Annotated in this window: 24 protein-coding genes and 1 tRNA gene; 7 read left to right on the top strand and 18 right to left on the bottom strand. The window is 73.4% G+C overall.

Features of this window, described 5'->3' with window-relative positions; all coding sequences use genetic code 11:
• Positions 1-6: 6 nt before the first annotated feature.
• Entirely contained in the window at positions 7-1,032 is a 1,026-nt protein-coding gene (gene trpS / locus ACGF5C_RS16830; protein ID WP_393302512.1) for a tryptophan--tRNA ligase, read from the bottom strand.
• 33 nt (positions 1,033-1,065) lie between these two features.
• Entirely contained in the window at positions 1,066-2,091 is a 1,026-nt protein-coding gene (locus tag ACGF5C_RS16825) for a hemolysin family protein (RefSeq protein WP_393302510.1), read from the bottom strand.
• A 174-nt stretch (positions 2,092-2,265) separates the two neighbouring features.
• Here ACGF5C_RS16825 and galE point away from each other — a divergent pair, with 174 nt between their 5' ends.
• From galE to ACGF5C_RS16810, 3 genes are all read left to right on the top strand, one after another.
• On the top strand, positions 2,266-3,249 hold the full coding sequence (gene galE, locus ACGF5C_RS16820) for a UDP-glucose 4-epimerase GalE (RefSeq protein WP_393302507.1): 984 nt from the start codon (positions 2,266-2,268) through the stop codon (positions 3,247-3,249).
• Positions 3,246-4,406, top strand: coding sequence for a galactokinase (gene galK / locus ACGF5C_RS16815; protein ID WP_393302504.1), 1,161 nt, complete (start codon positions 3,246-3,248; stop codon positions 4,404-4,406). The genes galE and galK overlap by 4 nt, the downstream gene beginning before the upstream one ends.
• A 77-nt stretch (positions 4,407-4,483) precedes the next feature.
• Complete coding sequence (locus tag ACGF5C_RS16810) at positions 4,484-5,761, top strand: tetratricopeptide repeat protein (protein ID WP_393302502.1); 1,278 nt, start codon at positions 4,484-4,486, stop codon at positions 5,759-5,761.
• 3 nt (positions 5,762-5,764) lie between these two features.
• Here the strand turns inward: ACGF5C_RS16810 and cysN are convergent, their stop codons facing one another.
• The 9 genes from cysN to ACGF5C_RS16765 form a co-directional block, all read right to left on the bottom strand.
• Entirely contained in the window at positions 5,765-7,069 is a 1,305-nt protein-coding gene (cysN, locus tag ACGF5C_RS16805; RefSeq protein WP_357694155.1) for a sulfate adenylyltransferase subunit CysN, read from the bottom strand.
• Positions 7,069-7,980 carry a sulfate adenylyltransferase subunit CysD gene (cysD, locus tag ACGF5C_RS16800; protein ID WP_357694153.1) on the bottom strand — a complete coding sequence of 304 codons (912 nt, stop codon included), beginning with the start codon at positions 7,978-7,980 and terminating at the stop codon, positions 7,069-7,071. Before cysD ends, cysN begins: the two co-directional genes overlap by 1 nt.
• 80 nt (positions 7,981-8,060) lie before the next feature.
• Entirely contained in the window at positions 8,061-8,894 is an 834-nt protein-coding gene (locus tag ACGF5C_RS16795) for an inositol monophosphatase family protein (RefSeq protein ID WP_357694150.1), read from the bottom strand.
• A 111-nt stretch (positions 8,895-9,005) separates the two neighbouring features.
• Positions 9,006-9,596 carry an aminoacyl-tRNA hydrolase gene (pth, locus tag ACGF5C_RS16790; RefSeq protein WP_393302497.1) on the bottom strand — a complete coding sequence of 197 codons (591 nt, stop codon included), beginning with the start codon at positions 9,594-9,596 and terminating at the stop codon, positions 9,006-9,008.
• A gap of 105 nt (positions 9,597-9,701) precedes the next feature.
• Positions 9,702-10,391 carry a 50S ribosomal protein L25/general stress protein Ctc gene (locus ACGF5C_RS16785; RefSeq protein ID WP_393302494.1) on the bottom strand — a complete coding sequence of 230 codons (690 nt, stop codon included), beginning with the start codon at positions 10,389-10,391 and terminating at the stop codon, positions 9,702-9,704.
• 298 nt (positions 10,392-10,689) lie between these two features.
• Positions 10,690-11,670 (bottom strand): ribose-phosphate diphosphokinase, encoded by a 981-nt coding sequence (locus ACGF5C_RS16780; RefSeq protein WP_350712050.1) that lies wholly within the window; start codon positions 11,668-11,670, stop codon positions 10,690-10,692.
• A gap of 57 nt (positions 11,671-11,727) precedes the next feature.
• Positions 11,728-13,314: a bifunctional UDP-N-acetylglucosamine diphosphorylase/glucosamine-1-phosphate N-acetyltransferase GlmU gene (glmU, locus tag ACGF5C_RS16775; protein WP_393302491.1), complete on the bottom strand. Its 1,587-nt coding sequence runs from the start codon at positions 13,312-13,314 to the stop codon at positions 11,728-11,730.
• Between the two features lie 32 nt (positions 13,315-13,346).
• Positions 13,347-13,417: transfer RNA gene (locus tag ACGF5C_RS16770), tRNA-Gln, on the bottom strand.
• A gap of 43 nt (positions 13,418-13,460) precedes the next feature.
• The gene (locus tag ACGF5C_RS16765) at positions 13,461-14,216 is read right to left on the bottom strand and encodes a resolvase (RefSeq protein ID WP_393302488.1); all 756 of its coding nucleotides are present in this window, start codon (positions 14,214-14,216) and stop codon (positions 13,461-13,463) included.
• Between the two features lie 133 nt (positions 14,217-14,349).
• Between ACGF5C_RS16765 and ACGF5C_RS16760 the strand changes: the two genes are divergently transcribed.
• Together ACGF5C_RS16760 and ACGF5C_RS16755 are read left to right on the top strand one after the other, a co-directional pair.
• Positions 14,350-15,309, top strand: coding sequence for an acyl-CoA desaturase (locus tag ACGF5C_RS16760; protein WP_393302485.1), 960 nt, complete (start codon positions 14,350-14,352; stop codon positions 15,307-15,309).
• 226 nt (positions 15,310-15,535) lie between these two features.
• Complete coding sequence (locus ACGF5C_RS16755) at positions 15,536-16,219, top strand: TetR family transcriptional regulator (protein ID WP_393302762.1); 684 nt, start codon at positions 15,536-15,538, stop codon at positions 16,217-16,219.
• A 12-nt stretch (positions 16,220-16,231) separates the two neighbouring features.
• On the opposite strand, the gene ACGF5C_RS16750 is transcribed toward ACGF5C_RS16755, so the two are convergent.
• From ACGF5C_RS16750 to ACGF5C_RS16720, 7 genes are all read right to left on the bottom strand, one after another.
• Positions 16,232-16,708, bottom strand: coding sequence for a DUF4383 domain-containing protein (locus tag ACGF5C_RS16750; RefSeq protein WP_357694138.1), 477 nt, complete (start codon positions 16,706-16,708; stop codon positions 16,232-16,234).
• Positions 16,709-16,957: 249 nt separating this feature from the next.
• A complete protein-coding gene (locus ACGF5C_RS16745; protein ID WP_393302483.1) occupies positions 16,958-17,413 on the bottom strand; it encodes a DUF4383 domain-containing protein in 456 nt (151 codons plus the stop codon).
• A gap of 113 nt (positions 17,414-17,526) precedes the next feature.
• Positions 17,527-19,332, bottom strand: a complete 1,806-nt coding sequence (locus tag ACGF5C_RS16740; protein WP_393302480.1) for an ABC-F family ATP-binding cassette domain-containing protein — start codon at positions 19,330-19,332, stop codon at positions 17,527-17,529.
• Between the two features lie 172 nt (positions 19,333-19,504).
• The gene (locus ACGF5C_RS16735; RefSeq protein ID WP_393302477.1) at positions 19,505-20,461 is read right to left on the bottom strand and encodes a 4-(cytidine 5'-diphospho)-2-C-methyl-D-erythritol kinase; all 957 of its coding nucleotides are present in this window, start codon (positions 20,459-20,461) and stop codon (positions 19,505-19,507) included.
• Positions 20,458-20,598: a hypothetical protein gene (locus tag ACGF5C_RS16730; protein WP_350701394.1), complete on the bottom strand. Its 141-nt coding sequence runs from the start codon at positions 20,596-20,598 to the stop codon at positions 20,458-20,460. The genes ACGF5C_RS16735 and ACGF5C_RS16730 overlap by 4 nt, the downstream gene beginning before the upstream one ends.
• A gap of 9 nt (positions 20,599-20,607) precedes the next feature.
• Complete coding sequence (rsmA, locus tag ACGF5C_RS16725; RefSeq protein WP_357457251.1) at positions 20,608-21,477, bottom strand: 16S rRNA (adenine(1518)-N(6)/adenine(1519)-N(6))-dimethyltransferase RsmA; 870 nt, start codon at positions 21,475-21,477, stop codon at positions 20,608-20,610.
• Positions 21,478-21,541: 64 nt separating this feature from the next.
• Positions 21,542-22,477, bottom strand: a complete 936-nt coding sequence (locus ACGF5C_RS16720) for a TatD family hydrolase (RefSeq protein WP_393302473.1) — start codon at positions 22,475-22,477, stop codon at positions 21,542-21,544.
• Between the two features lie 95 nt (positions 22,478-22,572).
• On the opposite strand from ACGF5C_RS16720, the gene ACGF5C_RS16715 reads away from it, so the two are divergent.
• Together ACGF5C_RS16715 and ACGF5C_RS16710 are read left to right on the top strand one after the other, a co-directional pair.
• Positions 22,573-23,802 (top strand): hypothetical protein, encoded by a 1,230-nt coding sequence (locus tag ACGF5C_RS16715; RefSeq protein ID WP_393302470.1) that lies wholly within the window; start codon positions 22,573-22,575, stop codon positions 23,800-23,802.
• An 87-nt stretch (positions 23,803-23,889) separates the two neighbouring features.
• The gene (locus ACGF5C_RS16710; protein WP_393302467.1) at positions 23,890-24,741 is read left to right on the top strand and encodes an alpha/beta fold hydrolase; all 852 of its coding nucleotides are present in this window, start codon (positions 23,890-23,892) and stop codon (positions 24,739-24,741) included.
• Positions 24,742-24,800: the final 59 nt, after the last annotated feature.

Genomic DNA, 24,800 nt, shown 5'->3' with positions numbered 1-24,800 from the left:
GCGGCGCTACTCGCCGCGCACCGGCGGGAAGAAGCCCACCCGCTCGTACGCGGCCCGCAGCGTCGCCGCGGCGACCACGCGGGCCTTCTCCGCGCCGGCGGCGAGCAGCTTGTCCAGCTGCGCCGGGTCGTCGAGGTAGGTCCGGGTGCGCTCCTGGATCGGCGTGACGAACTCCCGCACCACCTCGGCGAGGTCCTTCTTCAGGTCGCCGTAGCCCTTGCCGGCGTACGCGGCCACCAGGTCGTCGATGTTCCGCCCGGTCAGCGCCGAGTAGATGGTGAGCAGGTTGGAGATGCCCGGCTTGGTCTCGGTGTCGAAGACGATCTCCCGGCCGGTGTCGGTGACCGCCGAGCGGATCTTCTTGGCCGAGCGGGCCGGGTCCTCCAGCAGGTCGATGATGCCGGCGGGCGAGGACGACGACTTCGACATCTTCGCCGTCGGGTCCTGCAGGTCGGTGATCTTCGCGGTGTCCTTGACGATGTGCGGCGCCGGCACGGTGAAGGTCTGCCCGAACAGCGAGTTGAACCGCTGGGCCAGGTCGCGGGAGAGCTCCAGGTGCTGGCGCTGGTCCTCGCCCACCGGCACGGCGTGGGCCTGGTAGAGCAGGATGTCGGCGGCCTGGAGGATCGGGTAGGTGAACAGGCCGACGCTGGCCCGCTCGCCGCCCTGCTTCTGCGACTTGTCCTTGAACTGGGTCATCCGGCTCGCCTCGCCGAACCCGGTGATGCAGCCCAGGACCCAGGCGAGCATCGGGTGCTCGGGCACCTGCGACTGCACGAACAGCGTGCTGCGCTCCGGGTCGAGGCCCACGGCGAACAGCTGCGCGGCGGCCAGCCGGGAGCGCTGCGTGAGCACCTTCGGGTCGTGGCCGGCGGTGATCGCGTGCAGGTCGACCACGCAGTAGTACGCGTCGTGGGTGTCCTGCAGGGCCACCCAGTGCCGCACCGCGCCCAGGTAGTTGCCGAGGTGGAACGAGTCGGCCGTCGGCTGGATGCCGGAGAAGACGCGGGGGCGGGCGGGAACGTCGGACATGCCGGCAATTCTGTCAGCAACGCCTGGCGTACGTCATGACGGGCCGGCGGGTCGGCTCGGACCCACCGGCGCCGGAGCGGTGACCTCGCGCCGGGGTTCCGGCACGCGCACGGCGGAGACGGTGAGCCGGGCCACGCGGCGACCCTCCAGCGTGTGTACCCGCAACAGCCAGCCGCCGGGCGGGTCGTCGGCTGCCGGGCCGCCGGCGCCGGCCGGGCTGCCGGCCACCGGCACCTCGTCGCCGGCGACCGGGAGGCGGCCGAGCGCCGCCATCACGAAGCCGCCCACCGTCTCGTACGGCCCCGGGGGCAGGGTCACCCCGGTGCGCTCGGCGAAGTCGGCGAGGTTGAGCCGGCCGTCCACCACGGCGGGCAGGCCGGCGTGCACCGGGTCGGGGGCGGTGTCGTACTCGTCGTGGATCTCCCCGATCAGCTCCTCGATCAGGTCCTCCAGGGTGACGATGCCGGCGGTGCCGCCGTACTCGTCGACCACCACGGCGAGGTGGTGGCGCTCCCGGCGCATCTCGCTGAGCGCGGCGAGCACCCGCTTGCTGCCGGGCAGCCGCTTCACCTCCCGGGTCAGCTCGCCGACGGTGGTGCAGGGGTCGAGGTCGGGGCGCAGCAGCACGTCGCGCAGGTGCACGAAGCCGACCACGTCGTCGTGGGTGCCGTCGACGACCGGGTAGCGGGTGTGCGTCTCGGCCCGGACCAGCCGCTCCGCCTCGGCGATGGTCAGCCGGGCGGAGAGGAAGACCACCTCGGTGCGGGGCATCATCACCTCGCGGACCAGACTCGCGCCGGCGACCAGCACCTCGTCGATGATCCGGCGCTCGACCGGGTCGAGCAGGGTGTTGGCGGCGACCAGGTCGCGCAGCTCCGCCTCGCTGATCCGCTCCCGACCGGCCGCGGGGCTGGCGCCGAGCAGGGCCGTCACCGCGCGGGTGGCGCCGTCGGCGGCGCGGACCACGATCCGGGCGACGGCCCGGGCCAGCGGGCCCGGCTCGCGGCGCGGTCGCGTCCGGGCACGTCGACGCGGCCCGGGACCACCCGCTTCCCGCATGACAGTGATGGTAGACATCGCCGGGCCGCCGGGCGCGCCATGTTCGGCTCTGTTCGGACATGGGAGTTCGTGCTGGAATGGCGGAGGCGTCGACGGAGCGCGGAAGCACGGCGACCGGCCGTAGGGTGATCACGACATGGCCGCGACGCGGCGGCCGGGCGGGAGGAGACCGACGTGAAACTGCTCGTCACCGGCGGCGCCGGCTTCATCGGCAGCGTGGTGACCCGGATGCTGCTCGACGCCGGCCACCAGGTGGTCGTCCTCGACGACCTGCGCACCGGCCACCGGGAGGCGCTCGCCCCCGACGCCACCCACGTCGACGCCGGCCTCCACGACGCCGCCCGGGTGCTCACCCCGGAGGCGGGCTTCGACGGGGTGCTGCACCTAGCCGCACTCATCGCCGCCGGCGAGTCGATGGTGAAGCCGGAGCTCTACTGGGACACCAACACCGTCGGCTCGCTCGCCCTGATCGACGCCGTCCGGGCCGCACGCGTGCCCCGGCTGGTCTTCTCCTCCACCGCCGCCGTCTACGGCAACCCCACCGAGCTGCCGATCCCGGAGACCGCGGTCAAGGCCCCCACCAACACCTACGGGGCCACCAAGCTCGCCGTCGACATGGCGCTCACCTCCGAGGCGGTCGCGCACGGCCTGGCCGCCGTGTCGCTGCGCTACTTCAACGTGGTCGGGGCGCACCTCGACGGCGACGTCGCGCTCGGCGAGCGGCACGACCCGGAGACCCACCTGATCCCGATCGCGCTGCAGGTGGCCGCCGGGCGCCGGGAGAAGCTCCAGCTCTTCGGCGACGACTACCCCACCGTCGACGGCACCTGCGTCCGGGACTACATCCACGTCGCCGACCTGGCCCGCGCCCACCTGCTCGCGCTCGACGCGGCGACCGCCGGCCAGCACCGGATCTACAACCTGGGCAACGGCAACGGCTTCACCAACCGCCAGGTCGTCGACGTGGTCCGCGAGGTCACCGGGCACCCGGTGCCCGTCGAGGTGGCCCCGCGCCGCGAGGGCGACCCCGCCGAGCTGGTCGCCTCGTCCGCGCTGGCCCGCGAGGAGCTGGGCTGGGTGCCGCAGAAGCCGACCCTGCACGACATGGTGGGCGACGCCTGGGCCTTCTACCGCACGCACCTCGTGGCGCCGCGGTGACCGACGGCGTCGCGGCGCGTGCCGCCGCCGGCTTCCATTCGGCGTACGCCGAGCCGTCCGCCGGCCGCTGGGCGGCTCCCGGACGGGCCAACCTGATCGGCGAGCACACCGACTACAACGACGGCTTCGTGCTGCCCTTCGCCCTGCCGCTGCGCACGGTCGCCGCCGCCGCGCCGCAGCCCGGCGAGCGCTGGACGGTCTGGTCCGAGCTGTCCGGCGAGACGGTCGCCTTCGGCGCCGACGAGGTCGCCGAGCCGGGCCGGGTCACCGGCTGGGGCGCGTACGTGGCCGGGGTGGTCTGGGCGCTGCGGGAGGCGGGGCACGCCGTGCCGGGCGCCCGGCTGGCGATCGCCTCCGACGTGCCACTCGGCTCGGGGCTCTCCTCCTCGGCGGCGCTGGAGGCCGCCGTGCTGGCCGCCCTGGTCGACCTGGGCGGGCTGGACCTGCCCGCCGACCGGCAGCCCCGGCTGGCCCAGCGCGCCGAGAACGGCTACGTCGGCGCGCCGACCGGGATCATGGACCAGTCGGCGGTGATCCGCTGCCGCGCCGGGCACGCGCTCTTCCTGGACTGCCGCGACGAGTCCGTCGAGCACATCCCGTTCGACCTGGACGCGGCCGGCCTGGCGGTGCTGGTGGTCGACAGCCGGGCCCCGCACCGGCACGCCGACGGCGAGTACGCCGCCCGCCGCGGGTCCTGCGAGGCGGCGGCCGGGCTGCTCGACGTCGCGGCGCTGCGGGACGTCCCCACCGACGGGCTGGCCGACGCGCTGGCCCGGCTCGACGACGCCGAGACCCGCCGCCGGGTGCGGCACGTCGTGACCGAGGACCAGCGGGTGCTCGACACCGTCGCCCTGCTGCGTGCCGGCAAGGTACGCGAGATCGGCCCGCTGCTGACCGCCTCGCACGCCTCGATGCGCGACGACTTCGAGATCACGGTGCCGGAGGTCGACACGGCGGTCGAGGCGGCCCTGTCGGCCGGTGCCCTGGGGGCACGGATGACCGGCGGCGGCTTCGGCGGCTGCGTCCTCGCCCTGGTCGACGCGGAGCGCGCCGACGCGGTCGCCGCCGCCGTCACGGCCGCGTACGCCGAACGCGGCTTCGCCGCGCCCGGCCACGTCACCGTCCTGCCCGGGGCGGGAGCGGCCCGGCTGGACTGACCGCGCGGGTCGACCATCCGGTCAGGACGGTCGGTAGGGTGTGGCGTCGACCGGATCGTGCCGGAACGGGAGGCGACGTGAGCGATGCCGGAACGGTCGCACAGGAGCGCGCCCAGGCGCTGAGCCGCGTCGGACGGCACGCCGAGGCGGCGCAGGTGCTGCGCGGCGCGCTGGCCGAGCAACCCCAGCACGCCGGGTTGCTGCTCCACCTGGCCCGCTGTCACCGGTCGACGGGCCAACTGGCGGAGGCCATGCGCCTGGTGGACCAGGCCCTCGGCGTCGCCCGCGCCCAGGAGCACCTGCTCGCGGAGAAGGCCCGGATCCTGCTGGCGGCCGGGCACCCCGGCCACGCGGCGGCCGCCGCCCAACGCGCCCTGGAGTTGGCGCCGCGGTCCTGGGAGGCCCACGCGCTGTTCGCGGAGGCGCTGCTGACCCTCGGCAACCCCACCCGCGTCGTGGTCGCCCGCCGGCACGCCGACACCGCGCGGGAGATCCGCCACGACATCCCCGACGTCCACCTGCTGGACGCCCGGATCCACCTGCGGATGGGCCGGCTCCGGGCGGCCCGGGAGGCATGCCGGCAGGCCCTCGTCCTGGACCCGGCGTACGAGCCTGCGCTGGCCCTGCTGGCGCGGATGGACGCGTCGCGGGACCGGGTCGGCCGGGCCGCCCGGGGGTTCACCGACGCCCTGGCCGCCAACCCGCACGCGCGGGGGGCCGCCGCGGCGCACGAGGCCGTCGCGGCGGCCCTGTGCTGGCGCCTGTTCGACGTGGCGGCGCTGGCCGGCATCGGCCACTGGGCGCTGTTCGCGCTGGTCGACGGCGGGCGGCCCGGGCGGCTCGCCGCCGCCCTGGCGCTTCTGGCGGTCGTCGCCGGACCGGCCCTGCCGGTGTGGCGGCGGCAGCCGCCGGCGGTCCGCCTCCAACTACGCCGCCAGCTCGGCTCGACGTCCGTCGTGCTCTGCCTGGCGCTCACCGCGACGGCACTCGGCGGGCTGGTGGTCAGCGGCCTCGCCCCGGCGAGGGACACCTCTGCCGGCGGGGCGGCCGCGCTGTTGCTGATGCCGGCCGGCACTGTCTTCGCCTTCCGCGCCTGGCGGCAGCTCACGCGCCGGGCCGTCCCGCTGGTCCGCTGGGTCGGCTACCGGGTCTGGACGCGCCTCATGGCCCGCGCGGTCACGCGGGCCACGGCCGCCGGCACGGCCAGCCCGGCGGAGGGCACGGCCAGCCCGGCGGAGGGCACGGCCAGCCCGACGGAGGGCACGGCCAGCCCGACGGCCGGCGTGGTCAGCGCGACGGCCGGCGTGGTCAGCGCGGCGGGCGACGGGCGGGCGTCGGCATCCGCCCGTCGTTGAGGCTCACTGCGCCTCGACGATCATCCCCGCGCCGACCGTGCGGTTGGTGGTCTCGTCGATGATGACGAACCCGCCGGTGGTGCGGTTGCGGCGGTACTCGTCCGCGAGCAGCGGCACGGTGGTGCGCAACCGCACCCGGCCGATCTCGTTGAGCCTCAGCTCGCCGGCCGAGTCGTCCCGGTGCAGCGAGTTGATGTCCAGCCGGTAGTGCAGGCCGCGCACGATGGCCCGCGCCGAGCGGGTCGTGTGCTTGACGGCGTACTTGCCGCCGACCTGGAGCGGGCGGGTCTCGTCCATCCAGCAGACCATCGCCTCGATGTCCTGGGCCACCGCCGGGGCGTTGTTCGGCCGGCAGATCATGTCACCCCGCGAGATGTCGATCTCGTCTTCGAGGCGTACGGTCACCGACATCGGCGGGAACGCCTCCGCGACCGGCCCGTCGGCGGTCTCCACGGCGGAGATCCGGCTGGTGAAGCCGGACGGCAGCACCATCACCTCGTCACCCGGCTTGAGCACGCCGGAGGCGACCTGACCGGCGTAGCCCCGGTAGTCGGTCACGGTGGTGGACTGCGGCCGGATCACGTACTGCACGGGGAACCGGACGTCGACCAGGTTGCGATCGCTGGCGATGTGCACCCGCTCCAGGTGGTGCAGCAGCGACGGCCCCTCGTACCAGGGCATGTTCTCCGACCGGCTGACGATGTTGTCGCCCTTGAGCGCGGAGATCGGCACCACGGTCAGGTCGGGGGCGTCGAGCTTCGCGGCGAACGCCGTGAACTCGTCCGCGATCCGCTCGAAGACCTCCTGCGAGTAGTCGACCAGGTCCATCTTGTTGACGCAGAGGACCAGGTGCGGCACCCGCAGCAGCGAGCAGAGGAACGCGTGCCGGCGGGACTGCTCGACCAGGCCCTTGCGGGCGTCCACCAGGATCAGCGCCAGGTCGGCCGTCGACGCCCCGGTGACCATGTTGCGGGTGTACTGGATGTGCCCGGGGGTGTCGGCGATGATGAACTTCCGCCGCGGCGTGGCGAAGTAGCGGTACGCCACGTCGATGGTGATGCCCTGCTCCCGCTCGGCCCGCAGTCCGTCGGTGAGCAGCGCCAGGTTGGTGTACTCGTCGCCGCGCGCCGCGCTGACCGCCTCCACGGCGGCGAGCTGGTCGGTGAAGAGCGACTTGGTGTCGTAGAGCAGCCGCCCGATCAGGGTCGACTTGCCGTCGTCCACGCTGCCGGCGGTCGCGAAGCGCAGCAGGTCCATGGGGCGACCGGCCGTCTCGGAGGTCGCCGGAGCGACGGTCTCGGTGGTCATCAGAAGTAGCCCTCCCGCTTGCGGTCCTCCATCGCGGCCTCGCTGACCCGGTCGTCGCCGCGGGTCGCGCCGCGCTCGGTGATCCGGGTGGCGGCAACCTCCTCGATGACCTTCTCCACCGTGTCGGCGTCGGAGCGGACGGCCGCGGTGCAGGACGCGTCGCCCACCGTCCGGTAGCGCACCCGCGCCTTGAACCGCTCCTCGCCCGCCCGGGGACGGAAGAACTCGTTGACCGCGTAGAGCATCCCGTCCCGCTCGATCACCTCGCGCTCGTGCGCGTAGTAGATCGACGGCAGGGCGATCCGCTCGCGGGCGATGTAGTGCCACACGTCCAGCTCGGTCCAGTTGGACAGCGGGAAGACCCGGATCGACTCGCCCGGGTGGTGGCGGCCGTTGTAGAGCGCCCACAGCTCGGGACGCTGGTTCTTCGGGTCCCACTGGCCGAACTCGTCGCGGAAGCTGAACACCCGCTCCTTGGCGCGGGCCTTCTCCTCGTCGCGGCGGGCGCCGCCGAAGAGTGCGTCGAAGCGGTGCTTCTCCACCGCCTCCAGCAGCACCGGGGTCTGGATCCGGTTGCGCATCCCGTCGGCCGACTCGCGGACCAAGCCGCTGGCCAGGGCCTCCGGCACGCTCGCCACCACCAGTTGCAGCCCCAGCTCCGCGACCCGCTGGTCCCGGTATTCCAGGACCTCCGGGAAGTTGTGGCCGGTGTCCACGTGCATCACCGGGAACGGGATGTTGGCCGGGGCGAACGCCTTCTGGGCCAACCGGAGCATGACGATCGAGTCCTTGCCGCCGGAGAAGAGCAGCACCGGCCGCTCCATCTCGGCGACCACCTCGCGCATCACGAAGATGCTCTCGGCCTCCAGCGCGTCGAGATGGGACACCTGGTAGGCGGCGGGGGCGGTCATGACACGGGCTCGCTTCGGTCGAATCCGCTCATCTGATTCCAGACCTTTCCGGTCGGGCATGCCAGGAAGTGCCGCTCAGGCTACCCGGAATGACGCTGCAACGCTGCAAGCAACCGACTGGCGAGATCCTTGCGACAGACCAGCAGGTCCGGCAGACGTGGATCCGCCTCGTTGTATCTCAGCGCAGAACCGTCGATCCGGGAAGCGTGCAGTCCGGTGGCCGTCGCCACAGCCACCGGCGCCGCCGAATCCCACTCGTACTGCCCGCCCGCGTGGATGTAGGCGTCCACCTCACCGGTCACCACCGCGGCGATCTTCGCCCCGGCCGAGCCCATCGGCACCAGGTGCGCCCCGACGTCCTCCGCCAGGTCGGTCAGGAACACCGGCGGCCGGCTCCGGCTCGCCGCCAGGCGGATCGTCCGCCCGCCGGGCGCGGTCGCCGCCTCCACCGTCATCGGCGGGTACGCCGGCGGATAGTCCGTGCCCAGCACCCGGTGCTGCGCCGGCAACCCCACCGCTCCCGCGACCAGGCCGTGCGGCGTCGGCGCGGTGCGCGCCCAGAGCGCCACGTGCACCGCCCAGTCCGACCGGCCCTCCTCGGCGAACTCCCGGGTGCCGTCCAGCGGGTCGACGATCCACACCCGGTCCGCGGTCAGCCGGGACACCGCCCCGGCGTTCACCTCCGCCGCCCAGGCCAGCCGCGACCCTTCGTCCTCCTCGGAGAGCACCGCGTCACCCGGCCGCCACTTCGCCAACTCGGTGCGGATCAGGTCGTGCGAGACCTTGTCGCCCGCCGACTTCAGCGCGCCCGCGTCCGCGAAGCCCATCTCGGCCCGCAGCGCGAGCAGCGCCTGGCCGGCCCGGGCCGCCAGCCACCGGGCGAACGCGCCGTCGATCATCGGAGGACTGCCCATGATTCCCGCTCCCGTCGCCTCGCCACGCTCCGCGCCGGCGCGCCGAGCCGCGTCGCCGGTGCGCCACGCCGAAAGGCGAAGACTACCGGCTCACCGCGGGCGATCCGGCCCTCACACCCCGTGGTAGAGGTTCTGCGTCGGCTCCACGCCCCTGGTGATCACCGACTCCACCACGTCCGCCGCCCGGTCCACCAGGAACTCCAGTTCCTTGCGCTCGGCCGCGCTGAAATCCGACAGTACGTAGTCCGCCGGGTCCTGCCGTCCCGGCGGCCGGCCGATACCGAACCGCACCCGGACGTACTCCTTCGTGCCCAGCGACTTCGACATCGACCGCAGGCCGTTGTGCCCGCCCTCGCCGCCGCCGCACTTCACCCGCACCTGGCCGTAGCCGATGTCCAGCTCGTCGTGCACGGCGATCACCTGGCCAGGCGGCACCTTGTGGAACTGGGCCAGGCCGGCCACCGGCCCACCGGAGAGGTTCATGTAGGTCAGCGGCTTGACCAGCACCAGCTTCGGCCCACCGAGCCCGAGCCGCCCCTCGGCGACCTCCGCCACCGCCCGCTTGTGCCGGCCGAACCTCGCGCCGAGCCGACCCGCCAGCAGGTCGGCCACCATGAAGCCGACGTTGTGCCGGTTGCCGGCGTACTCCCGACCGGGGTTGCCCAGGCCGACCACCAGCCACGGCCCCGTCTCGTCCGTCACGCCCCGCCCCTCCCGCTGCTCGCCCTCACCCACCTGCCCGGGCACCGATACGCCGACAGGCGCCCCCGACCGCGCGGGGACGCCTGTGGCAACGATGCGGACCGATCAGGCCTCGGTCTTCGCCTCGGCGGTCTCCTCGCCCTCGGCGGCCGGAGCCTCGGCGCCCTCGGCGGTCTCCTCGCCGACCTCGGCCTCGGCCTCCTCGGCGGCCTCCTCGACCTCGGGGAGGGTGGCCTCGAGCTGCTCGGCGGTCGGCGCGGCGGTCACCGCGGCGACCGGCAGCTCCGGGTCGGCGACCAGCTCGACGCCGGCCGGCAGCTCCACGTCGCCGGCGGTGACCTGGGTGCCCGCCTCCAGGCCCTCGATCGACGCCTCCAGGTGGTCCGGCACCTTCGTGGCGTCGGCGGTCACCGAGAGGGTGTCGTGGTCGTGCACGATCAGGGTGTCCTTCGCGGCCTCACCGATCAGCTGGACCGGGACCTCGACGGTGACCTTCTCGCCCCGGCGGACCAGCAGCAGGTCCACGTGCTCGAAGGTGTCCTTGATCGGGTCACGCTGGATCGCCTTCGGCAGCGCCAGCACCTGGGTGCCGTCGCTGACCTCGATCGCGAAGAGCTGGTTGGCGCCGCCCTTGCGGATCGCGGCCGCGAACTCACGGGCCGGCAGCGCGATGTGCTTGGGCTTCTCGCCGTGGCCGTACAGCACGGCGGGCACCTTGCCGGCCCGGCGGGTACGACGGGCACCACCCTTGCCGAACTCGGTACGGGGCTCGGCGCTGATCTTTACCTCGGACACGGGGAAACTCCTGATGCTTCGCTGCGGCGGCTTGTCGACTGGCGGTGCTGGGGCGAGGGGCTCGCTGGGGCTCATGCGTCGAGAACGACTGCCCGGAGCACCGCGTCGATGACGGTGCCTCCGTGCGGCGCTTGTCAGCGGCCCGCCGGGCACCCTCGCCGTGGCAACCGCACCAGTCTACCCGAGCTGATTCCGCGCTTTCCGGCAGTCCCCATATCACCGTTCCCGCCGGCCCGCAGGACGACGCGGACGCCGGGCCGGGAGACCACCCCCGCCCCGGCTCACGCGCGTCAGGTGGTCAGCTCAGGCCACCGAAGAGAGTGGTCACCGAGCCGTCGTCGAACACCTCGCGGATCGCCCGCGCCAGCAGCGGCGCGATCGACAGCACGGTGAGCTTGTCGAGCTGCTTCTCCGGCGGCAGCGGCAGCGTGTTGGTCACCACGACCTCGCTGATCGGGCTGTTCTTCAGCCGCTCGGTCGCCGGGTCGGAGAGCAGGGCGTGGGTGGAGGCGACGATCACGTCGGCGGCCCCGGACTCCCGGAGGATGTCCGCCGCCTTGCAGATCGTGCCGCCCGTGTCGATCATGTCGTCGACGATCAGGCAGACCCGCCCCTCGACCTCGCCGACCACGCGGTTCGCCACCACCTGGTTCGGCTTCAACGGGTCCCGGGTCTTGTGGATGAAGGCCAGCGGGCAGCCGCCCAACCGGTCGGTCCACCGCTCCGCCACCCGCACCCGGCCCGAGTCCGGCGCGACCACCGTCATCGGGCGGCCCGCGTACTTGTGCTGGACGTACTCGGCCAGGATGTCCATCGCGAACAGGTGGTCGACCGGGCCGTCGAAGAAGCCCTGGATCTGCGCGGTGTGCAGGTCGACGGTGAGGATGCGGTTGGCCCCGGCCGTCTTCAACAGGTCCGCGATCAGGCGCGCCGAGATCGGCTCCCGGCCGCGGTGCTTCTTGTCCTGCCGGGCGTACGGGTAGAACGGCAGGACCACGGTGATCCGCTTGGCCGAACCGCGCTTCAGCGCGTCGATCATGATCAGGGTCTCCATGACCCAGGTGTTGACCCCGTGCGTCACGGACTGCACCACGAAGGCGTCCGAACCGCGCACCGAGTCCTTGTACCGTACGAAGATCTCACCGTTGGCGAAGTCGTACGCGTCGGCCGGCGTCGGCGCGACGCCGAGCACCTCACCGATCTCCTTGGCCAACTCCGGAAAGCCACGTCCGGAAAAAAGCATCAGGCTCTTGCGGTTTTCGGCGACGATGCTGCCCATGGGCCCGTCTGCTCCCGTTGGTCGGTGGTACCCGGCACGGTGGTGGTGGGCCGGGGACTATTCGGTTGCAGTATCCCCCGCGCCGGACGCCGGGCTGACCGCCTCGGCATCCCCGTGGATTGCCTCACCTTCACTTGCCCCGAAAACGCGCGCCGACGCATCCTCTTCGGCCCGACCAGCGCCGCCGGCCCGCTCGGCCGCCTCAGCGGAGGCCGTGCCGGCCCGCTTGCGGGCCACCCAGCCGTCGATGCTGCGCTGCGGCGCCCGGGTCACCCCGAGCGCGCCGGGCGGCACGTCCTGGGTGATCGCGCTGCCCGCCGCCACGTACGCCCCCGCGCCCACCTCGACCGGCGCGATCAGGCTGGTGTCGCAGCCGATGAAGGCGGCCTCGCCGACCGTCGTGCGGTGCTTGTTCACCCCGTCGTAGTTCACGAAGATCGTCGCCGCGCCGATGTTGGCCTTCGCGCCGATCGTCGCGTCCCCCACGTACGACAGGTGCGGCACCTTCGCGCCCGCGCCCACCTCGGAGTTCTTCACCTCGACGAACGTGCCCACCTTGGCCTTCTCCGCCAGCCGGGCGTCCGGCCGCAGGTACGCGTACGGCCCGACGGTGGCGCCCGGACCGACCTCGGCGCCCACCGCGTGGCTGCGCAGCACGGTGGCGCCCGGGCCGACCACGGTGTCGATCAGCGTCACGTCCGGCCCCACGACCGCGCCGGTGCCGACCACCGTGCCGCCGCGCAGCTGGGTGTTCTGGTCGACCACGGCGTCCCGGTCCAGGGCGACCGTCACGTCGATCCACGTGGTGTCCGGGTCGAGCAGGCTGACCCCCGTCCGCATCCAGGCCTCGTTGACCCGGTCGCGCAGCAGGCGGCGCAGCGCGGCCAACTCGACCCGGTCGTTGCAGCCCAGCGTCTCGACGTGGTCGGCGGCGACGTGCACCGCCACCGGCTCGCCGGCCGAGACCAGCAGACCGAAGACGTCCGTCAGGTACTCCTCGCCCTGGTCGTTGTCGGTCGACAGCTTGCCGAGCGCGTCGCGCAGCCGGGCCGCGTCGAACGCGTAGATGCCGGCGTTGATCTCCCGGATCGCGCGCTGCGCCGGGGTGGCGTCCCGCTCCTCGACGATCTGCTCCAGCCGCCCGTCGGCGTCCCGCACGATCCGGCCCAGGCCGGTCGGGTCGGGCACCTCCGCGGCGAGTACGGTCGCCGCCGCGCCCACGCCCTCGTGCGCCTCGACGAGCGCGGCCACCGTCTCCGGGCGGAGCAGCGGCACGTCGCCGTTGATCACGACGACGGTGCCCGTCGCGTCCGGCACGGCGTCCAGGGCGATCCGGACGGCGTGCCCGGTGCCGAGTTGCTCGGCCTGGAGCACCGGCGTGGCCTGGGGGGCGATCTCCGCCAGGTGCGCGCGGACCTGGTCGGCGCCGTGACCCACCACGACCACCGTGCGGTCGGCGGCCAGTGGCGTGGCCGCGGCGAGCACGTGGCCGACGAGGGTACGACCGAGCAGCGGGTGCAGCACCTTGGGCAGCGCCGACTTCATCCGCTTGCCCTCCCCGGCGGCGAGCACGACAACGGTGCGGAGGTGGGGCTGGGACACGACGCGGGCTCCCGTCGGGACGGCGGACACTCTCGCGGCCATGCTAACCAGACATCGTCCGCGACGAGCGGAAGCTCCCGGGAGAGGACTCGAACCCCTACAATCAGGACCAAAACCTGACGTCCTGCCATTAGACGACCCGGGACGGTCTAAAACGGACAAGAATTCGGCCCGCCGGCCCCTACACCTTAGCGCCCCCAGCCCGGGACGCCATCGCTCATTCCCTTCATGATCCCCTCGACCTTCCAGTAGAGGCGACTCGATCGCAGGACGTTGACGGTGAGACAGCCTCGGTAACCCTCTCCGGCGTCTTGCCGTTTCGTCTCCGGCCGGTGCCGCTTGAGCGACGAGCGTTGGAACTCCTCTGCCGGCACCCCGACCAGCTCGGCCCACCACCGCACCGCCTCCGCCTCGTCCGCGTTCTCGTGGATGCTGACCCGGAACCGCAACGCGGCCGGGCCGACTCCGAGCGCCTCCACGAACCGGAGGAACAACAACACCAGAGCCGGGTCGCTGTTGATGAACTTGACCCGGCAGTCGTTGGGGCGCCATGGCTTGGCCTTGCCGCCCTCGCACCAGTAGATCGCCGCGCCGACGAGGACCAGCTCGCGGTGGCGCAGCTGCTTGACCCAGGCCGCAGCCTTCGCCACCGTCTCCGCCCGGGCGGCGTCGCGGGCCGCGCGGTGCTGACCCCACTGCGCGTCGGTCATCACCTTGGAGTGCGCCCGCCGGCGCGCCCTCACCTCTTCCGAGTCGCGGTCGATCGGGAGGTGACGGACCCACTGGTAGGCGATGGAACGAGCCACGCCGACGCGCTTCGCGATCTCCGGAACGGTGCATCCGCGCTGGCGCAGACGGAGTGCCTCCTCGTGCAGCTCGGGGATTGGCCCGCGATAACTCCGGGCGGGCTGCGGCGACGGCCCGTTGGCCAATGAATCGGTCATGAGCAGCACGTTAGAACGCGCGTACGACACTACTGAACATTCATGCCCGACGCTGTCCGCTGCGCTCCCCGGGAACCTAAGTTACGGTGACGTAGGCGTAACTTCGTGATCTCCCGTCCCTCTGCGAGGTGCCATGTCCACCACACTCCTCGAGCCCGCCGCCGGCGGCCCCAAACCCCTCACCCAGGGCAGCCAGTCCCGAGGCATCCTCGTTGCCCTCTGGGCGTTCGTGGTGGTCCCCTTCCTGGCCCTCGTCGCCGCCGTACCGGTCGCCTGGGGCGGCTGGCTGAGCTGGACCGACGTGGCCGTGGCCGCGGTCTGGTACGCGATCTCGGGGCTGGGCATCACCGTCGGCTACCACCGGTACTTCACGCACGGCTCGTTCAAGGCCAAGCGGTGGCTGCGGGTGGCGCTGGCGGTCTCGGGCTCGCTGGCGGTGCAGGGCGAGATCATCCAGTGGGTGGCCGACCACCGGCGCCATCACGCCTTCTCCGACCTCGACGGCGACCCGCACTCGCCGTGGCGGTTCGGGGAGAACGTCCGTGGCCTGGTCAAAGGCCTGTTCCACGCGCACGTCGGCTGGCTCTTCGGCCGGGAGTTGTCCAACCGGAAGCGGTTCGCCCCGGACCTGCTCGCCGACCGGGACATCAACCGGGTGGACCGGCTCTTCCCGCTGCTGGTGACCGTCTCGGTGCTGGGGCCCGCGCTGACGGGCGGCCTGCTCACCTGGTCGTGGCAGGGCGCGCTGACCGCGCTCTTCTGGGGCGGCCTGGTCCGCATCGCCCTGCTGCACCACGTGACCTGGTCGATCAACTCGGTGTGCCACGTCTACGGGGAACGGCCGTTCGCGATGCGTCAGGGCGACCGGGCGTCGAACTTCTGGCCGCTGGCGATCCTGTCGCTCGGCGAGAGCTGGCACAACCTGCACCACGCCGACCCGACCAGCGCCCGACACGGCGTACTGCGGGGCCAGGTGGACATCTCGGCCCGGGTGATCTGGCTGTTCGAGAAGGTCGGCGCGGCCTGGGACGTGCGGTGGCCGAAGCCCGAACGCATCGCGGCGAAGCTCGTCAAGCCGGTCACCGAGCGGTGAACCGGGCGGTGCCGGGGAAGGTTACCTGGCAGTATGGCCGGGTGACCGAGCACAGCGGGGGCAACGACGGACAGCCCGGCACCATGGGAGCCGGGCCCGGCGGGGACACGGTCGGACGGCGCGGCAGCGCCACCGGACCGGCCGACGGTGGGGCGACCAGATGAGCCAGCACACCGGCGGCTCCATCCCACGACAGGGCGTCACCGAGCGCCGGCGGAGTGACGACATGGCGGATGCCCCTGGCAGCGACGGCAGCACCGGCAGGCGGCGAGCGGCCCCCGCCGGCAAGCCCTCCTCACGGGTACGCATGTCGGCCGCCCAGCGCCGCGAGCAGTTGATCTCGACCGCCCGGCAGATCTTCGCCGAGCGCGGTTTCGACGCCACCTCGATAGAGGAGGTGGCGGCCCGCGCGAAGGTCTCCAAGCCGGTGGTCTACGAGCACTTCGGCGGCAAGGAGGGGCTCTATGCGGTGGTGGTGGACCGGGAGGTCCGGGCCCTGCTGGACCGGATCACCACGGCCCTGACCGCCGGCCACCCGCGGGAGCTGCTGGAGCAGGCGGCGATGGCCCTGCTGACGTACATCGAGGAGGAGACCAGCGGCTTCCGGGTGCTGGTGCGCGAGTCTCCGGTGCTGTCGGCGACGGGCAACTTCAGCAGCGTGATGAACGACGTGGCACACCAGGTGGAGCACATCCTGGGCGCGGAGTTCTCCAGCCGCGGGTACGACCCGAAGCTGGCCGAGCTCTACTCGCAGGCACTGGTGGGCATGGTGGCGCTGACGGGCCGCTGGTGGCTGGAGGTGCGCAAGCCGCGGAAGGAGACGGTGGCGGCGCACCTGGTCAACCTGGCCTGGAACGGGCTGTCGCACCTGGAGGCCAAGCCGGGCCTGATCACGGTGCGGGGGCGCTGAGTCCGCCGCCGGTCAGCGGGTGTGCGCCTCGGAGACGGGGTGGTGGCGGTGGCGCCGCTCCTCCGCGGCGTGTTCGTCGGTGCCGACCTTGTCGTACAGGCCGGTGCCGAGCAGGAGGAGGCCGAAGAACATCGACACGATGACGGTGGACATCGAGAAGTTGAGGAAGTTGGCCTCGGTCTGGAGCACGGCCATCATGAGGATGCTGGTCACCAGGAAGACGACTCCGGCGGTCAGGTTCATGTAGTGGCCGAGGTTGCCGCGCCGTGAGGCGCCGATGATCAGGACGATTCCGAAGATCACCGAGACCAGCGAGAACGCCAGGTTGGTGCGGAGCCCGAGGACCCAGGTGTCGCCCCGGTCGAAGAGTGGTTCGCCTAGCGTCTGGACGGTGCCCCAGACCCCGAAGACCAGGATGTAGAGCCCGACCAGCCCGGCGAGGACCCGGTAGATCGGCCGCGCCGGGTGGTTTACCGGAAAGTGCACCATGGCCCCTCCGCCCGAGTAGTGACAATCACCCGATTGTCACCCGGACAGAAGGCCGATGTCCGGCAAAACGCGCGAAGGCGGCATTCGGCAGAGGCCAGAACCACAAAGATCCCACCCCACCGGCCGCAGGGCCGGGATGGAGCGGGACCAGGTCGGTTGTCGCCGGAGCCCGACCTGCGGAGGGATCAAGCCTGACCGCCCGGAGCGGGGCGGGCTCCGGCGACAACCCGGAGAGCAACCAGCGACGACTCAGAGCACGAGGCGGGCCTTCTGCCAGGCCTCCTGCTCCTCCTCGGTGCCGACCTTGCCGTACATGCCGGCCGTCAGCAGGACCAGGCTGACCACCATCAGCACGATGACGGTGATGATGCTGAAGTTGAAGATGTTGGCCTCGGTCTGGATGAAGGCGAGACCGGCGAGGCTGATCACCATGATGCCGTACGCCATCCACTGGTTGATCATGACGTCGATGTTGCGACCGATCACGGTGCCGGCCAGCACCGCCGCCCCGAGCAGGGCGGTGAGCAGCGAGAAGCCGAGGTTCGTGCCCTGGCCGAGGACCTGGGTGTCATCCTGGGCGAGGACCTCGTTGCCGGCGCTCGCGATGATGCCGAGCACGCCGAAGGCCACCAGGTACAGACCGGTCAGCCCGCCGATCGCCCGGTAGACCGGCCGCGCGGGGTGGTTGACGGGGGTGTGGGCCATGTCTGTGTCTCCAACGCCGTTCGGGTGAGGGGTCGCGGACGATTGTCCCGCACGTGGCGGTGTGACGCCGCACACGGGGTCCTCCCGCGTGCGACGCCACGCCGAGGGCCGGCTCAGATCGCCGGGATCTCGTCCGCCAGGGCCAGCCAGGTCTCCTCGGTCCGCTCCCGCTCGGCCCGCAGCTCCTTGAGTTGCGCGTCGAGTTCCGCGACCTTGGCGTAGTCGGTGGCGTGCGCGGCGAGCTGGTCGAGCAGGGCGGCCTCCTTCTGCTCCAGCTTGGCGATCTGCCGTTCCAGCCGGGCCAGTTCCTTGCGGGCCTGGCGCGCCTCGGCGGCGGACATGCCGACCTCGGCCGGCGCGTCGGCGCTGACCGCGGCGGCCGGCTCGGTCGGGGCCGGTCCGGGTCGGCCGGCGGCCCGGGCGAGGTACTCGTCGACGCCACCGGGCAGGTGCACCAGCCGCCCGTCGCCGAACATCCCGTACGCGACGTCCGTGACCCGCTCGATGAGGTAGCGGTCGTGGCTGGCCACGACGATGGTGCCGGGCCAGGAGTCGAGCAGGTCCTCCAGAGCGGCGAGGGTGTCGGTGTCGAGGTCGTTGGTGGGCTCGTCGAACAGGAGCACGTTGGGCTCCCCGGCGAGCAGCCGGAGCATCTGCAACCGGCGGCGCTCGCCACCGGAGAGGTCGCTGACCGGGGTCCAGAGCCGCCGGTCGTCGAAGCCGAACACCTCGGCGAGCTGGGCGGCGGAGACCTCCCGGTCGCCGAGCTGCACCCGGCGGGCGACCTCCTCGACGGCTTCGAGGACCCGCAGGTGACCGGGCAGCTCGGCCAGCTCCTGGGAGAGGAAGGCCGGCCGGACGGTCGAGCCGGTGGCGAGGCGCCCGCCGTCGGGGCGGGTGACGCCGGCCAGCATCCGCAGCAGGGTTGTCTTGCCGGCGCCGTTGCGGCCGAGGATCGCGATGCGGTCACCGGGGCCGACCTGCCAGGTGACGTCGCGCAGGATCTCCTTCGGGCCGGCGTGCAGGGTCACCTGCTCCAGGTCGTACACCTGCTTGCCGAGCCGGGCAGTGGCGAGCCGTTGCAGCGACATGGTGTCGCGCGGCGGCGGGACGTCGGCGATGAGCGCGTTGGCCGCGTCGATGCGGAACCGAGGCTTGGAGGTGCGGGCGGGCGGGCCCCGGCGCAGCCAGGCGATCTCCTTGCGGAGCAGGTTCTGCCGGCGGGCCTCGGTGGCCGCGGCGACCCGCTCGCGCTCGGCGCGGGCGAGGGTCCAGGCGGCGAAGCCGCCCTCGTACGCCCGGACGGTCTGGTCGGCGACCTCCCAGGTGGTGGTGCAGACGGCGTCGAGGAACCACCGGTCGTGGGTGACCACGACGAGCGCGCCCTTGCGGCCGACGAGGTGGCGGGCCAGCCAGTCGACGCCGCCGACGTCGAGGTGGTTGGTGGGCTCGTCGAGGATGAGCAGGTCGGACTCGCGGACCAGCAGCGCGGCCAGGGCGACGCGCCGCCGCTCGCCGCCGGACATCGGGCCGACCCGCTGGTCGAGCCCGAGATGGGGCATGCCGAGGCCGTCGAGGATGGCACGGACGCCGGCGTCGCCGGCCCACTCGTGCTCGGCGCCCATGCTCTCGCCGAGCCAGGCCGTGCCGAGCACCACGTCCCGGACGGTGGCGTCGGGGGCGAGCGTCAGGCTCTGCGGCAGCCAGGCGACCCGCAGGTCACGGCGGTGGGTGACGCGCCCGTCGTCCGGTTCCTCCTGCTTGGTGAGCAGCCGCAGCAGGGTGGACTTGCCGGCGCCGTTGAGGCCGACCACGCCGATCCGGTCGGCGTCGTCGAGGCCGAGCGAGACGTCGGTGAGCAGTGGCCCGGCGGCGCCGTAGCCCTTGGACACCCGGTCCAGGTTGACGATGTTGGCCACGACCTCACCTCCCATGATCAAGGCGTCCCCGTGCCGGTCGGCACCTGGGACGCCTGAGCCTCCCAGGGTACGCGGGCGCCGGGGCCCGCCCCGGCCGGAGCCGGGCCCGCCGCGGGTCAACCAGCGGGGCGGCCGGCTTGTTCCAGGTCAGCGGGCGCCGGAGCGCCGGCGGTCAGATGACGCGGGCGCCGGCGACCGGGCCGTGGGCGGTCCGTGCCTCGCGGCACACCCCGGCCGACGCCAGCTCGGCGGCGATCCGTTCGGCGTCGGCGGCGTCCACGGCGAGGAAGACGCAGGTCGGCCCCGAGCCGGAGACGATGCCGGCGAGCGCGCCGGCCGCCTCGCCGGCCTTCAGCGTCGCCGCCAGCGACGGGCGCATGGCCAGGGCGGCGTCCTGGAGGTCGTTGCCGAGGGCCGCGGCGAGCACCCGCGGGTCCCGCTGGCGCAGCGCCGCGAGCAGCGCGTCGGTGCTGCCCAGCGGCGCACCGGCGGTGCCGGCGTCGCGGAGCCGGTCCAGTTCGCGGTAGGCGGCCGGGGTGGAGAGGCCGCCGTCGGCGACGGCGACCACCCAGTGCCAGGACGTGGGGCGGGCCAGCACCGGGCTGACCGCCTCGCCCCGGCCGGTGCCGAGCGCCGTGCCGCCGTGGATCAGGAACGGCACGTCGGAGCCCAGGTCGGCGGCGATCCCGGCCAGTTCGTCGCGGGACAGCCCGGTGCCCCAGAGCGCGTCGCAGGCGACCAGTGCGGCGGCGGCGTCGGCGCTGCCCCCGGCCAGCCCGCCGGCCAGCGGGATCTGCTTGCGCAGGTGCAGCCGGGCGTGCGGCGTCACCCCGGCGTACGCGGCGAGGGCGTGGGCCGCCCGGATGACCAGGTTGGAGTCGTCCAAGGCCAGCTCGCCGGCGCCCTCGCCCTCCATGGTGAGGGTGAGCGTGTCGCCCCGGCGGGCGGTCAGCTCGTCGTGGATGGAGATGGCGTGGTAGACGGTGTTCAGCTCGTGGTAGCCGTCGCGGCGCAGCGGCCCCACCCCGAGGTGCAGGTTGACCTTGGCGGGCACCCGGACCCGCACCGGTCCGCTGGCGCCGCGCCGCCGCTGCTCGTCCTCGTCGTCCGGTCCCCAGGCCTCGGTCACGGGGCGGTGTCCCGCAGGCGCAGGCGGATGTCGAACGGCTTCTCCACGATCAGCTCCTCGGCGGCGTCGGCGGCCGGCACGCACCGGCCGTCGACCAGGTCGTACGCGTACACGTGCGGATGGCCCGGGGCGGGCACGGCGTCAGCCTACTGTGCGGCGGACGGGGCGGCCGGAGCCGACGCGGCGATGGCGGCGAACTGCTCGACGGAGAGCGACTCGCCGCGCGCGCCGGGGTCGACGCCGGCGGCGGCGAGCGCGGCGGCGGCCCGGTCCGCGCCGCCTGCCCAGCCGGCCAGCGCGGCGCGCAGGGTCTTGCGGCGCTGCGCGAACGCCGCGTCCACCACGGCGAAGACCCGTTCCCGGGGTACGTCGTCGCGGGGCGGCTCGCGGCGGGTGAAGGCGACCAGCCCGGAGTCGACGTTCGGCACCGGCCAGAACACGTTCGGCGGGACCTTCCCGGCGGCGCGGGCGCGGGAGTACCAGGCGAGCTTGACCGACGGGACGCCGTACACCTTGGAGCCGGGACCGGCGACGAGCCGGTCGGCGACCTCCTTCTGCACCATCACCAGGCCGTGCCGCAGGCTGGGCAGCTCGGCGAGCAGGTGCAGCACCACCGGCACGGCCACGTTGTAGGGCAGGTTCGCCACCAGCGCGGTCGGCGCCGGGTCGGCCAGGTCGGCGGCGCGTACGCGCAGCGCGTCGGCGTGGTGCACGGTGAGCCGGGCGGCGTCCGGGCCGGCGTGCCGGGCGGCGGTCTCCGGCAGCGCGCCGGCCAGCGTCGGGTCGATCTCCACGGCGTGCACGTGGGCGGCGGCGGGGAGCAGGGCCAGGGTGAGCGAGCCGAGGCCGGGGCCGACCTCCAGCGCAACGTCGTCCGGGGTCAGCCCGGCGGCGGTGACGATGCGCCGCACCGTGTTGGGGTCGTGCACGAAGTTCTGGCCGAGCCTCTTGGTGGGGGCGACGCCCAGCCGGGCGGCCAGTTCCCGGATCTCCGCCGGGCCGAGGAGACCGGTCACGCCCCGTAGCCTATGCGGGCGGGCACGGGCGTGCGGAGGGGGCCCGTGGCGGGGGACCTGCCGGTCACCACGGGCCGAAGACGCGGTCGCCGGTGGCGGAGATGGCGGCGCAGAGATCATCCAGGTCCGCGCCGGTCGTCTCGGCCAGCGCCCGGACGGTCAGCGGGATCAGGTACGACGCGTTGGGTCGGCCACGGTGCGGCATCGGGGTCAGGTACGGCGCGTCGGTCTCCACCAGGATCTGGTCGAGCGGGGTCAGCGCGGCGGCCTCGCGCAGCGCCCCGGCGCTGCCGAAGGTGACGGTGCCGGCGAAGCTGAGCAGGTAGCCGCGGCGGACGCACTCGGCGGCGAAGTCGGCGTCGCCGGAGAAGCAGTGCAGCACCACGGTGTCGGGCGCGCCCTCGTCGTCGAGGATCCGCAGCACGTCGGCGTGCGCGTCCCGGTCGTGGATGACCAACGCCTTGCCGTACCGCTTGGCGATGGCGATGTGCGCGCGGAAGCTCTCCTCCTGCACGGCCCGCCCCTCCTCCCCGGTGCGGTAGAAGTCCATCCCGGTCTCGCCGACGCCGCGTACCCGGTCGCGGGCGGCGAGTGCCTCGATCTCGCGCAGCGCCTCGTCGAGGTCGGCCAGGCGGGGCGCCTCGTTCGGGTGCAGCGCCACGGTGGCCAGCACGGCCGGGTGGGCGTCGGCGGCGTCGGCGCCCCAGCGGGACGACGCCACGTCCACCCCGACCTGCACCAGCCGGTCGACGCCCACGGAGGCGGCGACGGCGACGACCGCGGCGACGGGGTCCTCGGCGGGGCCGCCGCCCGAGTCGGCATCTGCCCGCGCCCCCGGCTCGCCCGTCGCGCCCTGTGGGGGCACGCCGGCCTCGCTGACGGTGATGTCGAGGTGGGTGTGGCTGTCCAGCACGGGGCGGGGCAGCGGCTCGGGGGCGGGCGGGAACTCCCCGGCCCGGCGGGCGGCGCGCTGCTTGCGGGTTTCGGTGGGCTCGCTCATCGCAGGCCAGCATCACACACCGTCGGCGGCCCGCGTCGCGGGGACGCCACCGGCCGTTCACCGACTCGGCACATGTCGGGCCTAGCGTCAGCGGGGTGACCGTCACCCCTCAGACCAGCGAAAACGGCCTCAGCGTCACGTACGAGGGCGCGGTGTACCCGGCGGAGGAGATCGCCCGGGGCGCGGCGTACGAGTTGTCCAGCGCGGCCGAGGCGCCCGGCTTCGAGTGGTCCCGGCCCGGCACGACCCGGCCGTGGCGCAGGTTCGTGCACGCCACCGAGGTCAGCGACGTGCATCCGGTGACCGAGCCGGCCGAGGAGCCGGAGGCGCCGCTGCTGGTGCCGCTGCACCGGGAGCGGGGCTGGTCGTACGTGCAGCAGCTCAGCCAGCAGCCGACGGCGGCCGGCGACCCGACGCTGGCGGCGGTGCGCGCCTCGGCGGTGGTCCGGCGCGGCACCCGGATGGTGAAGGTGCTCTCCGCCCGGCAGCTCGCCGGGTACGTGCGCGGGTGGCTGCCGCACGGCTTCTGCTACCGGGAGCACGACGTGGCGCACCTGCGTACCCCGGCGGCGACGACGGTGCTGCGCACCGACGGCTCGGACGCCCGGGACGGCGCGGACGTGACGTACGCGCTGCGCTGGCGGGCCGCCGACCCGGACGACTACGACGTGCCGGTCGGCGAGACGCACCGCGGCCTGACGGCGCTGGCGCCCCGCGACCGGCTCGGCGCGGCGGTCCTCGGCACGGGGTTCGTGCCGAGCAACAGCCAGCTCGTCCCGGAGTTCGTCACGCGGGACTTCGCGGACCTGCCGATGCCGGCGAACGCCACCCTGCTCGCCTACCCGGCCGACGGCGTGGAGGTGGTGCTCTACAGCTACCAGGCCGAGCAGCGCGGCTGGCTGCGGATGGCCGGCCCGCAGTGGCGGCACCTGCTCGCGGCGGTGCCGGGGCTCTCCCCCGACCAGGAGTACGTGCCGACGCGCGAGGCGCCCCGCTCCACCCGGCTGGTCGGTGGCTACGCCGGCGGCGACTACGAGGCGGTGGCCGACCTGCCCGGCGGGTTCCGGGTGCTGGCGATGACCCGCGCCGCCCGGTACCCGGTCGAGTGGGCGGCCCGCCGGCTGCGGCTGGCCGACTGGCGGGGCGTGCCCTGCCTGGTGCTGCGGGAGGAGACCGGCTGGCTCCGCCTGCGGCTGCGCCGACCGGATCCGGACGCGGTGGCGGAGACCGGGGCGCAGTGCCACGAGCGGGGCGTCTACGAGGCGTGGGCGCCGGCCGCCGAGGTCACCGAGGACCGGGTGGTGGACCTGCCGTACCGGCTCTGACCGGGCGCGTGCCGGATCTCGCTGGCATAACCGGGGACGGGGCGGGAACCCGCACGGGTCCGGCTGTCACGTGACCAGGAGACGCGCATGCCCTTCATCACCGTGGGGACGGAGAACTCCGCCCCCATCGACCTGTACTACGAGGACCACGGCTCCGGTCAGCCGATCGTGCTGATCCACGGCTTCCCGTTCAACGGGGCGACCTGGGAGAAGCAGACCGGGCCGCTGCTGGCCGCCGGATACCGGACGATCACGTACGACCGGCGGGGTTTCGGTGCTTCCGCCCAACCGGCGTTCGGGTACGACTACGACACGTTCGCCGCCGACCTGGACGTGCTGATGACCGAGCTGGACCTGCGCGACGCGATCCTGGTCGGCCACTCGATGGGCACCGGCGAGGTGACCCGCTACCTGGGCGTGTACGGCTCACGGCGGGTCGACCGGGCGGTGCTGCTGGCCCCGCTCGCGCCGTTCCTGCTGAAGACCTCGGACAACCCGGAGGGGGTCGAGAAGAGCCTCTTCCAGGGCTTCCAGCAGGCGATCCTCGACGACCGCTTCGCCTACCTCACCACCTTCTGCGAGGCGTTCTTCAACTACCAGGAGAACAGGGGCAAGCTGGTCAGCGAGGAGGCGTTCCGGGCGCACTGGGAGATCGGCACCCGGGCCTCGGCGAAGGGCACCCACGACAGCGTGGACGCCTGGCAGACCGACTTCCGGGGCGACGTGTCCCGCATCGACGTGCCGGTGCTGATCGTGCAGGGCGACTCCGACGCGGTGCTGCCGTACCCGAAGACCGGGCAGCGACTGCAACCGCTGCTGGCCGGCAGCCAGTTGGTCACCCTGAAGGGCGCGCCGCACGGCATCCCGTGGACGAACGCGCCCGAGGTGAACCGCAGCATCATGGACTTCATCGGCGCGCCGGCGATGGCGCGGGCCTGACCGCCCCGCCCGTGGCGCCGCACGCGCTGGCGCCGACGACGACGGGCGCGACCCCCTCG

Origin of the sequence: Micromonospora sp. NPDC047620 (genome assembly GCF_043205005.1) — a bacterium.
GTDB lineage: Bacteria > Actinomycetota > Actinomycetes > Mycobacteriales > Micromonosporaceae > Micromonospora.
This window is presented reverse-complemented; position numbering and strand designations above follow the sequence as displayed.

What these genes read in the sequence shown, in the direction of transcription:
- trpS (WP_393302512.1), bottom strand. Translation starts at nt 1,032, where the DNA reads ATGTCCGACGTTCCCGCCCGCCCCCGCGTCTTCTCCGGCATCCAGCCG.
- ACGF5C_RS16825 (WP_393302510.1), bottom strand. Translation starts at nt 2,091, where the DNA reads ATGCGGGAAGCGGGTGGTCCCGGGCCGCGTCGACGTGCCCGGACGCGA.
- cysN (WP_357694155.1), bottom strand. Translation starts at nt 7,069, where the DNA reads ATGACCACCGAGACCGTCGCTCCGGCGACCTCCGAGACGGCCGGTCGC.
- cysD (WP_357694153.1), bottom strand. Translation starts at nt 7,980, where the DNA reads ATGACCGCCCCCGCCGCCTACCAGGTGTCCCATCTCGACGCGCTGGAG.
- ACGF5C_RS16795 (WP_357694150.1), bottom strand. Translation starts at nt 8,894, where the DNA reads ATGGGCAGTCCTCCGATGATCGACGGCGCGTTCGCCCGGTGGCTGGCG.
- ACGF5C_RS16780 (WP_350712050.1), bottom strand. Translation starts at nt 11,670, where the DNA reads ATGGGCAGCATCGTCGCCGAAAACCGCAAGAGCCTGATGCTTTTTTCC.
- glmU (WP_393302491.1), bottom strand. Translation starts at nt 13,314, where the DNA reads ATGGCCGCGAGAGTGTCCGCCGTCCCGACGGGAGCCCGCGTCGTGTCC.
- ACGF5C_RS16765 (WP_393302488.1), bottom strand. Translation starts at nt 14,216, where the DNA reads ATGACCGATTCATTGGCCAACGGGCCGTCGCCGCAGCCCGCCCGGAGT.
- ACGF5C_RS16760 (WP_393302485.1), top strand. Translation starts at nt 14,350, where the DNA reads ATGTCCACCACACTCCTCGAGCCCGCCGCCGGCGGCCCCAAACCCCTC.
- ACGF5C_RS16755 (WP_393302762.1), top strand. Translation starts at nt 15,536, where the DNA reads ATGGCGGATGCCCCTGGCAGCGACGGCAGCACCGGCAGGCGGCGAGCG.
- ACGF5C_RS16750 (WP_357694138.1), bottom strand. Translation starts at nt 16,708, where the DNA reads ATGGTGCACTTTCCGGTAAACCACCCGGCGCGGCCGATCTACCGGGTC.
- ACGF5C_RS16745 (WP_393302483.1), bottom strand. Translation starts at nt 17,413, where the DNA reads ATGGCCCACACCCCCGTCAACCACCCCGCGCGGCCGGTCTACCGGGCG.
- ACGF5C_RS16720 (WP_393302473.1), bottom strand. Translation starts at nt 22,477, where the DNA reads ATGAGCGAGCCCACCGAAACCCGCAAGCAGCGCGCCGCCCGCCGGGCC.
- ACGF5C_RS16710 (WP_393302467.1), top strand. Translation starts at nt 23,890, where the DNA reads ATGCCCTTCATCACCGTGGGGACGGAGAACTCCGCCCCCATCGACCTG.